Raw genomic sequence first — 13,067 nt, 5'->3', positions numbered from 1 at the left:
ATGTTTTTTGGAACATGACTGTGAATACGTAGCGAGAAGCGAAAAGGTTACTTTTTTGTGGGACCTCAAGCGCCGGGCGGGCACATCCGTGCCCTCGGCTTTCAAAGCGGACACTGGAATGGAGCTACAGTGATAGGTTATCCAACTAAATTTCACTTAAACTTCGGCGATAAATCTCAGTGATAAAGACAGAAGGTGAGATCATATCGTTTGACCTCTTTACAGCTTCTCAGTTTTTGCTGTAGCTTTTAAGGAACAGGTCCACTGCGCTGTTCACCCGTTTCTTGGCTTTGGGGTCCGGTATTTTTGCCTGCGAGATGTTAGCACCAAAGCGGCGTTCAAGATCGGCAAGTCCCTTGATCATGCCAGACAGATGTTCTGCCGCCTGTTCGGTATCGTCAATCTGCAACTCACCCGCCTCCACCGCTTCGTCCAGCAAGTGCGAAAGTGCTTGATGCAGTCGGCGCGGTCCGGCGTCGAGGAACAACAGTCCGATTTCCGGATTATGTTCCACCTCAACCGCAAGATGCCGTTCAAAGCGGACCATCTCATCGCGCCACAGGAACGCAACCATTTCCATGCCAAAATGAACCAACCGCTCCCTTATGCTACCACCTGCCGTAGCTTCAACCGAGAGAGCGTTGCGCATCACCGCACATTCATTGCCAACGGCGGCCGCGAACAGCGCTTCTTTGGTTTTGAACCGGTTATAGACCGTCACCTTGGAAACACCGGCGCGCGCGGCGATGGATTCGATGCTGGACTGGGCAAAGCCGATATTGAAAAACTCATGGCGCGCAGCATCTAATATGATCGCACTCTTGGCCGTATCGACCGGGCGCCCCAATGCTTTATTTGGGGCAGTGGACTTATTCGAGGCGGAAGCCTTATCTAACATTAATGAACGGTTCCGTATAATAAAACGTTGACGTTCATTATGTCTCTTACTATCCCCTTGTTCAACCCTAATCACAAAAGGCCGGACAGGATGACGTGGATTGCCATCAGAATGTTGACGGGAGATCGCCAGAAATTCTTTGGCCTGCTATTCGGCGTCGCGTTTTCGGCGCTGCTTATTTCGCAGCAGCTGACCATCTTCATCAATCTTATCGAACGCGGGGCAACCGCCGTTTATAATATTCCGACTGCCAATATCTGGGTCATGGATCCGGTCAGCCGCACGACCGATGTCGCATTGCCAATGCCGCCGACGGCCTTGGACAAGGTCCGCTCGGTCAATGGCGTCGAATGGGCCTCACCGCTGCTGCGATCCGGGGCCACGGTGCGCACACCTGAGGGTGATCTGGAGGGTGTGACCGTCGTCGGCGTGGATGATGCGACCTTGATCGGTCTACCCAAAAAATTCATCAAGGGCAGCCGCGAGGCGCTTTACGAACCGGATGCCGTGATCATCGACAGTGTCGGCGCGGCAAAATTATTTCCCGAAGGCTTTGATCCCATCGGCGTGCGTCTGGAACTGAACGACCGGCGCGCCGTTATTCGCGGGATTGTGGATGTGGACCCCAGTTTCACCAGCCAGGTCATCCTCTACACCCGCTATTCCAACGCGCTGGCTTTCGTGCCCGGCACGCGCAACCGCATGTCCTTCATCTTGGCCAGCGCGTCCGATGGACTGACGGCCAAACAGGTCACTACGCGGATTACCGAAGCCACCGGGCTGAAAGCAAGGACCCGTGAAGAATTTGCCCGTGACGGAGTTGACTTCATCATCGAAAATACCGGCATCCCAGTCAATTTTGGCATTACCGTCGCGCTGGGTTTCATTGTCGGCGTGGCGATTGTCGGCCTGACTTTCAGCCTATTCATTCGCGACAATATCAAGCAATTTGGCGCGCTCAAAGCGATTGGTGTTACCAACAATAAAATCCGCATGATGGTCGCCGCGCAAGCGTTGCTGGTCGGGCTGGTCGGTTATGGGATCGGGATATTGCTGGCTGCTATTTTCATCGCTTCGGGCGCCGCCAACTCGCCTGATTTCAAGGGCTTTTATACACCCTGGGAAATTCCTGTCCTCACCGCATTTGTGGTCATGACGATGATCCTGATCACCGGCTGGCTCGCCCTGCGCAGCGTGCTGAAAACCGAACCGGCCGAGGTGTTCAGATGAGCGAGAAACGCACGGCGATCACGATTAACGGCATCGTCAAGGAATTCAGCGCTGGCAGCCAGATGATCCGGGTGTTGCACGGCATCGACGCTGAAATCCGGTCTGGTGAGTTGACCTATCTGGTGGGAGAATCCGGTTCGGGCAAAACCACAATGATCTCGATTATTGCCGGAATACTTTATCCGACCGACGGATCGGTCTCGGTTTTTGGGCAGGATATTTACAGCCTGTCCGACAATGATCTGGTCCGGTTCCGGCTATCGAATATCGGTTTCATTTTTCAGCAATATAATCTCATTCCGACTTTGACCGCTGCGGAAAATGCGTCGGTGCCGCTGGTCGCGGCGGGCATGAAGCGCGACGAAGCGGTGGAGCGCGGTCGCGAGATGCTCGACAAGCTCAATATTGCCGATCAGGCGGACAAGTTACCCCGGCAGTTATCCGGTGGCCAGCAACAACGCGTCGCAATTGCCCGCGCGCTGGTCCACGAACCGCGGCTGGTGGTTTGCGACGAGCCCACCGCGGCGCTGGATGCAAAATCGGGACGGCGAGTGATGGATCTGTTGCGGGAAGTCGCGCTTGCGCCCGAACGGACGGTAATCATCGTGACTCATGACAACCGCATTTTCGATCTGGCGGACCGCATATTGGTCATGGAAGATGGCCGCATCACCCATGATGGCAAAGAAATGCCCGATCATTGATCGGGAGAGATAAGCAAAGGATGACAAGGTGCTAGAGACATTATTGAACCGACTCAAAGAAGTGAGTTTCGTGCGCACGATTTTGCCTATCCTAGCGGTGGTGGCAATCATCATCGCTATCATTATCGTCTTGAGCGGCCAACCGGATCGCAGCGAGGAACAGCCAGCGACTAGCCCGCCCACAGCGACAGCCGCTTTTGGCAATGATCCCAGCGTTGCCGGCGCAGGCGTTGTCGAACCGTCGAGCGAAGTGATTAGTATCGGCACCAGCCTCGCGGGCATTATCACCAAAGTCTATGTATCTCCCGGCGACCAGGTAATCGCCGGCCAACCGCTATTTCTGGTTGATGATCGCGCCATCCGCTCGCAAATCAGCGAGGCCAGCGCGGCGATAGCGCAGGCCCGCGCTGCGCGTGAAACCGCCCGAGCGCAACTGACGACAGCCCGGCAGCAATCATCCCTGTACGGCGGCATCGAAGACCCTCGCGCCGTATCGCGGCAGGAGGTTATTGATCGCAGCGGCGCCGTCCGAACCGCCCAAGCCCAGCTTAGACAGGCCGAAGCCGATATTCGCAGCGCCGAGGCCGCCCGCGCCCGCGCCACGACCGATCTCGGGCGGCTCACCGTAAAAGCGCCGATTGCGGCGGAAATATTATCGGTCAATATCCGCCCCGGTGAATATGCCAATCCCGGCGGGCCGCAAGGTGGCGGCGGTGATCCTTATATGGAAATCGGCAATACCGCGCCGCTGCATGTTCGGATCGATATTGACGAAAATGAAATTGGCCGAGTCGAGATGGGCAAAGAAGCCGTGGTTAGTCCGCGCGGACAAGCCAATCAGCGCGTCAAAGCACAATTTGTCCGGGCCGAACCGCTGGTCACACCCAAAACCTCGCTGACGAATTCGGCCACAGAACGGGTCGATGTAAGGGTCTTGCAACTCATCTATCAAATCCCTTCCGATCAGGGTTTTTTTGTCGGCCAGCAAGTGGATGCTTTCGTTCGGGCTAAAAATGGTGCCAGAAATGGCGCGAAACAGGCGAGTGAAACCAAATGACCCAGTCAATCAGGATTGCCCTTGCTTTGACAACATCTCTCCTGGTGGCGGGGTGCTCCACGCTGGGGTCTGGCAAGCCCGACCCCGCTCTGAACCCGGCAAGCGTCGTCCCTCCCACTGCATTTGCGCTGGCCTCTGATGTTGTTGCGCAGGACCGTCAGGCGCTGGATGATCTGCTGCCCGCCGATGATCCGGCCTTTACCACCTTGCGAGACGCCGCCGAAGAGAATGCGCCGACATTGGCCGCTGCTTTGGCGCGGATCGATGCGGCACGCGCGGTAGCGAAAGGTGCCAACGCCAATCGCCTTCCCTCGGTGGACGTTGACAGCAGCATCACGCGAACACGCATTAACCCCGATAGTATCGGGGCAAACCTGCCAGCCGGAATTAGCATTGACCGTAATCAGACCAGCTATGGCGCCAATATCACTACCAACTGGGACGCGGATATTTTTGGCGGTTTGCGCGCCAGTGCGCGCGCGGCCGATATTCGGATCGACGCCGCCACCGCCGATGCGGCCGCTGTTCGGCTTGGCCTAATATCTGCCATCGCCGCCAATGTCGTGGACTGGCGAACTTTGCAGGCCCGCGCGACCGTTCTGGAGGAAGACCTGGCGGCGGCTGAAAATTTGATGCGCTTGACCGAAGCACGAGCCAAAGCCGGGATTTCTCCCGGACTGGATGCGGTGCAGGCGCAAAGCCTGATCGCCGATGCCCGGTCCCGATTGGCTGCTCTGCCCGGCGAACGCGCCATCATTGTCGGTGCGCTGGTAACGCTGACCGGCCAAGAAACTGTAATGGTGTTGGACAGCCTGAAAGGCGAGACGGTGCTGTCCGATGTGCCGCAACCGCCGCTGAGCGCACCGTCTGAAATGTTGCGCGCCCGTCCTGATGTCGCCGCTGCCGAAGCCAGGCTGACCGCCGCCGATGCGGACATTGCAGCTGCCGCTGCGCAGCGCTTCCCCAAGCTAACCCTGTCAGGGGCAATCGGCCTATTGTCTTTTGCGCTAGGTGATCTGTTCAGTAGTGATGCTGTGGTCGGCAGTCTGGGCGCAGGTATTGCTGGGCCATTGCTGGATTTCGGCCGGGTAGGTGCGCAGATTGACCAGAGCAAAGCCAATGCCCGCGAAGCCTTTGCTTCCTATCGCGGGACAGTCTTCACCGCCTTGGGAGAGGTCGAGACCGCTTATGGTCAAGTTGCTTCTGTCGATGCCGAATTCAACTCTCTGATAGCGCAAGAAGAGCTCGAACAGGATGCCGAATATTTGCTCGGCATTCGCTACCGCAATGGCCTGAGCGATTTTCGCGATGTCCTCAACGCTCGCCGGGTTCTCAACACCACACGGACGAAGGTCGCCATTGCCAATGGTCGAGCATCGCGCGCGCGGGTTGCATTGTGGCAGGCGTTAGGCGGCAGTTAAGTCGGCAATCGGACACAAACCTTGGATTGGAGCCCGATCAACAATTCATTACCTGGACGCGCAGTTCGGTTGCCGATGATTGTTTCTGGCACCTGCAAATCATCACATTCTCGCCTGCGCCTCAAACGCTAAATGGATATCACACACAATGCTGGCTGCAATTTCCCACTTTAACCTTGCATTTCCCTGCGCATCGCTCTAACGGCACGCTCATTCCACATGGAAAGCACTTATACCGGTGCTGATAGCGGCCTTTCAGGTCGTTTGAGGTTCTCAGCTTTCCAGAGGCATAACCGGATAAGGAGAAGTACTATGGCGGCCCCTGTCGTCACCCTACAGCAATTGATTGAAGCCGGAGCGCATTTCGGCCACCAAACTCACCGTTGGAACCCGAAGATGAAACCATATATCTTCGGTGCCCGTAACGGCGTCCACATTCTTGATCTGTCGCAGAGCGTTCCCTTGTTCGCTCGCGCGCTTGATTTCATTGCTAACGCAGTGTCGTCCGGCGGCAAGGTTCTTTTTGTTGGTACGAAACGTCAGGCGCAAGAGCCTATCGCAGAAGCTGCGCGGATGAGCGGACAGCATTTCGTCAACCATCGCTGGCTCGGCGGCATGCTGACCAACTGGAAAACCATTTCCAACTCGATCCGCCGCATGAAGACGCTCGAAGAGCAGCTTTCCGGTGACATGGCGGGCTTCACCAAGAAAGAAGCCCTCCAGATGACACGTGAGCGTGATAAGCTGGAGCTTTCTTTGGGCGGTATCCGCGACATGGGCGGTATTCCGGACGTGATGTTCGTGATCGACGCCAACAAGGAAGAGCTTGCGATTAAAGAAGCCAATGTTCTTGGCATTCCGGTTGTTGCGATCCTCGATTCCAATGTTGATCCCAGCAATATCGCATTCCCGGTTCCAGCCAATGACGACGCGGCCCGCGCCATTCGTCTGTACTGCGAATCAGTAGCTGCGGCTGCGACCAAAGGCGGCCAGGAAGCGGCTGTCGCATCCGGCAAGGATTTGGGCGCGGAAGTAGCGCCTCCGGTCGAAGCGATTGTTTCTAGCGAAGCCAATGCCAGCGCGATGGCTGCTGGTGAAGCAGCTGCTGTTGCAGAAATCGTTGAAGCAGCTCCTGCAGAAGCTGCACCTGCTGCAGAAGCTCCTGCGGAAGAAGCGAAGCCTGCTGAAGAAAAACCAGCTGCAGAAGAAAAGGCTCCGGCGAAAAAGCCAGCCGCTAAAAAAGCACCAGCGAAAAAAGCTGCTGCAAAGAAAGCGCCTGCCAAGAAAGCTGCCGCCAAAAAAGACGACGACAAGAAAGCTGACGAAAAAGCCTAAGCTTGAAGCGTCTTCGTTCGGTCATATATTGACCGCATAGGAAAATGGCGGGGCGGCATTGGTGCTGCCCCTTCATTTTATTAAAACCACACTATTCTCGCACACGAAAATTGAGGAACATAAACATGGCTATTACCGCAGCAGCAGTGAAAGAACTGCGCGAGCGCACCGGCGCTGGCATGATGGATTGCAAAAAAGCATTGAACGAAACAAATGGCGACGTGGAAGCAGCGGTTGATTTGCTACGTACCAAGGGTCTTGCTGCCGCTCAGAAGAAATCGAGCCGTACCGCTGCTGAAGGTCTGGTTGGCGTGGCTGTATCCGGTACCAAAGGTGTTGCTGTTGAGGTAAACAGTGAAACCGACTTTGTTGCCAAGAACGATCAGTTTCAGGCTTTTGTTAGCGGCGTGACCGAAGTTGCGCTTGGGCAGGGCAGCGATGATGTCGAAGCTTTGGCTGCGGCAGACTATCCTGCTGGTGGCACGGTTCAGGAAACCCTGACCAATAATATCGCAACCATCGGCGAAAATCAGGCGATCCGCCGGATGAAAACTGTTGCAGTGAGCAGCGGCACCGTGGTTCCATACATCCACAATGCCGTTACTCCTACAATGGGCAAAATCGGCGTGCTTGTTGCACTGGAAAGTACGGCAGGCGCCGACGTTCTCGAGCCACTCGGCAAGCAGATCGCTATGCACATTGCTGCGGCCTTCCCATTGGCGTTGAACGCTGATGGCCTGGATCAGGACATGCTGGAACGCGAGCGCGCGATTGCCGCAGAGAAAGCTGCTGAATCCGGTAAGCCAGCGAACATCGTCGAGAAAATGGTCGACGGCGCGATGGCAAAATTTGCCAAAGAAAACGCTCTGCTGAGCCAGATTTTCGTCATGGATAACAAGACGCCAATCGCTCAGGTTGTTGAGCAGGCAGGCAAGGATGCCGGTGCTGAGATCAAGTTGACCGAATATGTCCGCTTTCAACTGGGCGAAGGCATCGAGAAGAAAGAGGAAGACTTCGCCGCAGAAGTCGCCGCAACGCTCGGCAGCTAAGCACCCAAAATTGCGTCCAAATATCAGTTGGGCGCATTAACACTTGGCGCAATGGCGCGGACTATCTATGGTCTGCGCCATTGTCATATTTGGGGCTGACCAGACGCCAAGGCGTCACAGTTTGTGGGATGGATTTTGCATGAAAAGACCAGCGTTTAAGCGCATTTTACTGAAGCTTTCCGGCGAGGCTCTGATGGGTTCGGGTGAATTCGGAATCGACCCCGAAACCGTGAATCGGATTGCAGCCGAAGTGAAATCAGCGAAAGAAGCTGGCTATGAACTCTGTCTCGTCGTTGGCGGCGGCAATATATTTCGCGGCCTGGCCGCAGCGGCCAAGGGCTTTGATCGGACCAGCGCCGACTATATGGGTATGCTGGCGACCGTCATGAACGCGCTGGCGGTGCAAAATGCGCTGGAACAAATGGGCTGTGACACACGGGTCTTGTCAGCCATTCCGATGGCGAGTGTTTGCGAGCCCTATATCCGCCGCAAAGCGGTTCGGCATCTGGAAAAGGGCCGGATCGTTATTTTTGCAGCGGGAACGGGCAACCCTTATTTTACCACCGACACAGCGGCAGCCTTGCGCGCAGCCGAAATGGGTTGTGAGGCGCTGTTCAAAGGAACCAGCGTCGATGGTGTCTACAATGCGGACCCGAAAACAAATCCGGATGCTGTGCGCTACGATGCGCTGAGCTTTGATCAAGTGCTGACCGATAATTTGAAAGTCATGGATGCCAGCGCGGTTGCTCTGTGCCGGGAAAATAATATCCCGATTGTTGTCTTTACGATCCGTGAGCAAGGCAATCTGGCGACGGTCCTTGGCGGCGGTGGAACAGCGACCATCGTTGGCGCGACAGAATAGATATTAGGAGAGTATAGCCATGGCGAAATATGATAAAAGCAGCCTAGAAAAACGCATGAAGGCGTCAATCGAAGCACTGAGGCATGACCTGAGCGGTTTGCGCACCGGCCGCGCCAATACGGCGTTGCTCGATAGCATTACGGTTGAAGTCTATGGCGCAAAAATGCCGCTTAATCAGGTGGCGACCGTATCGGTGCCCGAGCCGCGTATGCTGTCCATTCAGGTGTGGGACAAAGGCAATATTCAGCCAGTTGAAAAAGCCGTGCGATCCGCTGGCCTAGGACTTAATCCGATGATCGATGGCCCTAATATCCGCTTGCCAATTCCCGATCTGACGGAAGAGCGCCGCAAGGAGCTCGCCAAAATGACCGGTCAGTTTGCCGAGAAATCCCGCATTGCCATCCGCAATGTACGCCGGGACGGCATGGACGACATTAAGGCTGACGAGAATAAGAAAGAAATCGGTGAAGACGATAAAAAGCGTTTGGAAACCGAAGTTCAAAAGCTAACCGATGATATGATCGCTGAAGCGGACAAATTATCATCCGACAAAGAACAGGAAATCCTGACACAGTGAGGCTGATGCCCACAAAAAAAGGGTCGGTAGACCCGGATATGGCGCAGGTGGCTGATCCCATTCATGGTGCGCGCCATATTGCCATTATCATGGATGGCAATGGTCGCTGGGCGAAAAAGAAACATTTGCCACGTGCCCTTGGTCATAAAAAGGGCGTCGAAGCCGTTCGTGACATTGTTCGAGTTGCGGGTGAAATGGGCATTGAGGCGATGACCCTCTATGCATTTTCTTCGGAAAACTGGAACAGGCCGGCGGACGAAATTACCGATCTCATGGGGCTGCTTCGTCAATATATCCAATCTGACATTGATGAATTTGACGAAAATGGAATCCGGTTAAAGGTTATCGGCAATTACAAGGCGCTTGATAGCGATATCGTCCAGCTCATCGACAGTGCATTGGAGCGCACAGCGAATAACGACCGGATGACGCTGGCCATTGCGCTCAACTATGGCGCGCAGGATGAAATGCTGCGTGCGGTGCAGGGCATTGCTGAATCGGTCAAGCAAGGCGTTGTCAATCCGCAGGAAATTGGTGTCGATCATATATCAGGCGCGCTGGATACTGCAGGAATGCCGCCGCTCGATCTGCTTATTCGCACATCGGGTGAGCTTCGTCTGTCCAATTTCCTTTTGTGGCAATCCGCCTATTCGGAGCTTTATTTTACCGACACATTATGGCCGGATTTCGATAAGCGGGAATTACAGCGGGCTTTGAAATCCTTTGGTAATCGGGATCGCCGTTTCGGTGGCCGTTAAGTCATGAACGATCCCGCCAGTCCTGCGAAAAAGCCGCCAAATGAACTGGTAACGCGGATCATTGTGGGGGTCGCATTGGTCGCCACCACCGTGGCTACTCTCGTTGTGGGCGATCATCCTATCGGCCGGCATGCTTTTTGGTTTCTCATTGTTCTTATGTCGCTTGGCATATTGTCGGAATGGGCCGGCCTTACGGGACGGCTGGAGAATAAGCGACTGGCGCAATATGCGCTATCCGTACCGCTGGCGATTATGTCCTATATGGCCGCTGGTCCATCGTTTCTGGTGCTTGGATTGATCTTTGGTGCCGCGATGTTCATCGCTGCCTTCGATCGTTCGTATAAGCTGGCTGTGGGTATATTATATGCCGGATTACCGGCGCTATCCATTCTCTACCTGCGCGGGGTTGATAATGGCTTGTTGATCGTATTCTGGACACTGGCACTGGTGTGGGCGACCGATATCGGAGCCTATTTTTCGGGACGCGCCATCGGCGGGCCTAAGCTGGCACCGACGTTCAGCCCTAACAAAACCTGGGCTGGTTTGATCGGCGGGGTGATTGTCACGGGATTATTCAGTTTCGCACTGCATGTCTATTTCCAGCTGCCGTTTCGGCTAGTCCTGCTCAGCTTGCCGCTGGCGGTATTGGCGCAAATGGGTGATTTGTTTGAAAGCCAAATGAAGCGTAGGGCAGGGGTGAAGGATAGCGGGACCATATTCCCTGGTCATGGCGGTGTTATGGATAGGCTGGATGGATTGATTCCAGTGGCACCCGTGGTTGCGATCATCATCTTGTTTGGCAGCCTATGAGAGACGTGACAACCAGAACAGTCTCGATATTCGGCGCGACCGGATCAGTCGGAACGTCCACGCTCGATCTGATACGGTTGGATCGTGACAAATATCGTGTCGTTGCGCTGACTGCTCACAACAATGCCGCCGCGCTGGCCGAGCTAGCAATGGAATTTGACGCTGAAGTAGCGGTTATTTCGGACCCCGAACAATATGCGCTGTTGAAGCAATTGCTTGCGGGATCGAATACGGAAGCCTCCGCTGGCCCTGATCAGCTCGTTACTGCCGCTGCATTGGATGTCGATTGGACGATGGCCGCCATTGTCGGTTGTGCAGGTTTGCCGCCCACCTTGGCCGCTCTGAAAGGCGGGAAAACGGTTGCCCTTGCCAATAAAGAAGCTTTGGTGTCGGCTGGCGCACTGATGATGGCGCAGGCCAAAGAGGCTGGCGCGACGCTCTTGCCGGTTGATTCTGAACATAACGCGATTTTCCAATGTCTGCAGGGCGGCAGGACCGATCAGGTTCGTAAGATCACCTTGACTGCCAGTGGCGGGCCTTTCCGATCCTGGTCCAAAGAGCAAATGGCTTCGGTCACGCCCGAACAAGCAGTTGCGCATCCCAATTGGGATATGGGTGCCAAGATTTCAGTCGATAGCGCTACCATGATGAACAAGGGGCTGGAGCTGATTGAGGCCCATCATCTGTTCCCCGTGGGGCTGGAAAATATTGATATATTGGTACACCCCCAATCGGTGATCCATTCGATGGTGGAATATCATGATCGGTCTACGCTGGCGCAGCTCGGATCGCCGGATATGCGAATTCCGATTGCCAGTGCCTTGGCTTGGCCGGAACGTATGAACACAGATTGTGTGCCGCTTGATTTGGCTAAAATTAGCCGACTGGATTTTGAAGCGCCCGATGTTGATCGTTTTCCGGCGATCAAGTTGGCACGCGAAGCGATTGAGGCTGGCGGTGCTGTCCCGGCGATATTGAATGCTGCCAATGAAATAGCTGTGGCTGCTTTCTTAAAAGGCGGTGTTCAGTTTCTGGAAATTACTGAGATTGTATCGCGTTTAGTTGACAGCTATAGCCCGCTTGACCCGAATGATCTTGCGGATATTTTTGCTATCGACAAAGAGACGCGCAAGCGGGCCATGGCTATGATTGAGGATGTTAAAGTTTGACCGAAAATCCCGGTATATTGATAACCTTATTTGCGTTTCTGATCACAATCGGAGTGCTCGTTTTCATTCACGAAATGGGCCACTATCTGGTTGGCCGCTGGTGCGGCGTCAAAGCAGACGTTTTTTCAATTGGTTTCGGCAAAGAGCTGTTCGGCTGGCACGACAAGCGCGGAACACGTTGGAAAATCGGCGCTTTACCCTTAGGCGGTTATGTTCAGTTTGCCGGTGATATGGACCCATCAAGTTCGGCCAGTGAAGAGTGGCTGAAGCTACCGGCAGAAGAGCGTAATCAGACATTTCAATCCAAATCGCTTTTGAAGCGGGCTGCGATTGTTTTTGCTGGCCCAGCAATTAATTTCCTTTTTGCCATTTTGATTTTAGCCGGTTTTGCATTGACCTATGGGGAGAGCGTCACGCCCCCAATTGTCGGAACGGTGGCGGAAAAATCGACTGCTGAGGCAATTGGTCTGCAAAAAGGCGACAAAATTGTGGAAGTAGACGGCGATAGCATCAGTCGCTTTTCCGATCTTTCGCGTGAAATTTCTATCATTCCCGACAAAAAGGTTGAGATTAAATTTGAACGTGACGGTTCAATCCTTTCAAAAGAAGCGACAATTGGTGTCCGTCTTGAGGAAGATCGATTTGGCAATCAATATCGGATTGGCCTGTTGGGAATTGCGCCGGGCAGTATTGAGCGCCGCGATGTTTCACTGTGGGAATCGCCGATTGTGGCCACGCGCCAGACAGTGGAAATCGTGGACTTGATCGTAACGACATTGGGTCAGGTTATCAGCGGTAGGCGATCGGTCAAAGAATTGGGCGGGCCGCTTAAAATCGCTCAGGTTTCCGGAGAGCAATTTGTTGCCGGGTTGAACCAGTTTATATTCTTTGTAGCGTTAATCTCAATTAACTTAGGGTTCATCAACCTCCTGCCAATCCCCATGCTCGATGGGGGACATTTGATGTTCTACGCCATAGAGGCAGTGCGGCGAAAGCCAACCAGTCCGGTGGTGCAACAATGGGCCTTTCAATCGGGTTTTGCACTGGTGGTGATGTTCATGTTGGTGGTGACGTTTAATGATTTGGCCTCTTTCGGACTATTCAGGGTGTTTTCGGGTTAATTGCCCGTTGATTGATTGGCCTGGTTGAGGCAGGGGTTTCGCAAAAGCTAATGCATAGTTTGCACTGGTTAGTATT

The 13,067-nt window shown here is 54.4% G+C and carries 12 protein-coding genes and 1 pseudogene; 12 read left to right on the top strand and 1 reads right to left on the bottom strand.

Features of this window, described 5'->3' with window-relative positions; translation table 11 throughout:
* Window positions 1-229: 229 nt before the first annotated feature.
* On the bottom strand, window positions 230-898 hold the full coding sequence (locus tag ABJM21_RS09750; RefSeq protein ID WP_348301338.1) for a TetR/AcrR family transcriptional regulator: 669 nt from the start codon (window positions 896-898) through the stop codon (window positions 230-232).
* A gap of 90 nt (window positions 899-988) precedes the next feature.
* Here ABJM21_RS09750 and ABJM21_RS09745 point away from each other — a divergent pair, with 90 nt between their 5' ends.
* From ABJM21_RS09745 to rseP, 12 genes and pseudogenes are all read left to right on the top strand, one after another.
* Complete coding sequence (locus ABJM21_RS09745) at window positions 989-2,128, top strand: ABC transporter permease (RefSeq protein WP_348301339.1); 1,140 nt, start codon at window positions 989-991, stop codon at window positions 2,126-2,128.
* The gene (locus ABJM21_RS09740; protein ID WP_348301340.1) at window positions 2,125-2,832 is read left to right on the top strand and encodes an ABC transporter ATP-binding protein; all 708 of its coding nucleotides are present in this window, start codon (window positions 2,125-2,127) and stop codon (window positions 2,830-2,832) included. The genes ABJM21_RS09745 and ABJM21_RS09740 overlap by 4 nt, the downstream gene beginning before the upstream one ends.
* A gap of 43 nt (window positions 2,833-2,875) precedes the next feature.
* Window positions 2,876-3,889 carry an efflux RND transporter periplasmic adaptor subunit gene (locus tag ABJM21_RS09735; RefSeq protein ID WP_348301341.1) on the top strand — a complete coding sequence of 338 codons (1,014 nt, stop codon included), beginning with the start codon at window positions 2,876-2,878 and terminating at the stop codon, window positions 3,887-3,889.
* A gap of 26 nt (window positions 3,890-3,915) precedes the next feature.
* Window positions 3,916-5,310: a TolC family protein gene (locus tag ABJM21_RS09730; RefSeq protein WP_348301342.1), complete on the top strand. Its 1,395-nt coding sequence runs from the start codon at window positions 3,916-3,918 to the stop codon at window positions 5,308-5,310.
* A gap of 312 nt (window positions 5,311-5,622) precedes the next feature.
* Window positions 5,623-6,360: pseudogene (gene rpsB, locus ABJM21_RS09725) on the top strand (30S ribosomal protein S2); the annotation flags it as partial.
* A 410-nt stretch (window positions 6,361-6,770) separates the two neighbouring features.
* Window positions 6,771-7,694 carry a translation elongation factor Ts gene (tsf, locus tag ABJM21_RS09720; protein ID WP_348301343.1) on the top strand — a complete coding sequence of 308 codons (924 nt, stop codon included), beginning with the start codon at window positions 6,771-6,773 and terminating at the stop codon, window positions 7,692-7,694.
* 139 nt (window positions 7,695-7,833) lie between these two features.
* Window positions 7,834-8,556: a UMP kinase gene (pyrH, locus tag ABJM21_RS09715; RefSeq protein ID WP_348301344.1), complete on the top strand. Its 723-nt coding sequence runs from the start codon at window positions 7,834-7,836 to the stop codon at window positions 8,554-8,556.
* Between the two features lie 19 nt (window positions 8,557-8,575).
* Window positions 8,576-9,133, top strand: coding sequence for a ribosome recycling factor (gene frr / locus ABJM21_RS09710; RefSeq protein ID WP_348301345.1), 558 nt, complete (start codon window positions 8,576-8,578; stop codon window positions 9,131-9,133).
* A gap of 5 nt (window positions 9,134-9,138) precedes the next feature.
* Window positions 9,139-9,891: an isoprenyl transferase gene (locus ABJM21_RS09705; RefSeq protein WP_348301346.1), complete on the top strand. Its 753-nt coding sequence runs from the start codon at window positions 9,139-9,141 to the stop codon at window positions 9,889-9,891.
* Window positions 9,892-9,894: 3 nt separating this feature from the next.
* On the top strand, window positions 9,895-10,701 hold the full coding sequence (locus tag ABJM21_RS09700; RefSeq protein ID WP_348301347.1) for a phosphatidate cytidylyltransferase: 807 nt from the start codon (window positions 9,895-9,897) through the stop codon (window positions 10,699-10,701).
* 5 nt (window positions 10,702-10,706) lie between these two features.
* Window positions 10,707-11,870, top strand: coding sequence for a 1-deoxy-D-xylulose-5-phosphate reductoisomerase (gene dxr / locus ABJM21_RS09695; protein WP_348301348.1), 1,164 nt, complete (start codon window positions 10,707-10,709; stop codon window positions 11,868-11,870).
* Window positions 11,867-12,991, top strand: a complete 1,125-nt coding sequence (gene rseP / locus ABJM21_RS09690) for an RIP metalloprotease RseP (protein WP_348301349.1) — start codon at window positions 11,867-11,869, stop codon at window positions 12,989-12,991. The genes dxr and rseP overlap by 4 nt, the downstream gene beginning before the upstream one ends.
* The last annotated feature ends 76 nt before the right edge of the window (window positions 12,992-13,067 follow it).

Source organism: Parasphingorhabdus sp., from assembly GCF_039977335.1.
In the GTDB taxonomy this organism is placed as follows: domain Bacteria; phylum Pseudomonadota; class Alphaproteobacteria; order Sphingomonadales; family Sphingomonadaceae; genus Parasphingorhabdus.
The sequence above is the reverse complement of the archived record's forward strand: the minus strand, read 5'-3'. Positions and strand labels throughout refer to the sequence as shown.

Coding starts and splice junctions, on each gene's coding strand:
- ABJM21_RS09750 (WP_348301338.1), bottom strand. CDS start 898: ATGTTAGATAAGGCTTCCGCCTCGAATAAGTCCACTGCCCCAAATAAA.
- ABJM21_RS09745 (WP_348301339.1), top strand. CDS start 989: ATGACGTGGATTGCCATCAGAATGTTGACGGGAGATCGCCAGAAATTC.
- ABJM21_RS09740 (WP_348301340.1), top strand. CDS start 2,125: ATGAGCGAGAAACGCACGGCGATCACGATTAACGGCATCGTCAAGGAA.
- tsf (WP_348301343.1), top strand. CDS start 6,771: ATGGCTATTACCGCAGCAGCAGTGAAAGAACTGCGCGAGCGCACCGGC.
- pyrH (WP_348301344.1), top strand. CDS start 7,834: ATGAAAAGACCAGCGTTTAAGCGCATTTTACTGAAGCTTTCCGGCGAG.
- frr (WP_348301345.1), top strand. CDS start 8,576: ATGGCGAAATATGATAAAAGCAGCCTAGAAAAACGCATGAAGGCGTCA.
- ABJM21_RS09705 (WP_348301346.1), top strand. CDS start 9,139: ATGCCCACAAAAAAAGGGTCGGTAGACCCGGATATGGCGCAGGTGGCT.
- ABJM21_RS09700 (WP_348301347.1), top strand. CDS start 9,895: ATGAACGATCCCGCCAGTCCTGCGAAAAAGCCGCCAAATGAACTGGTA.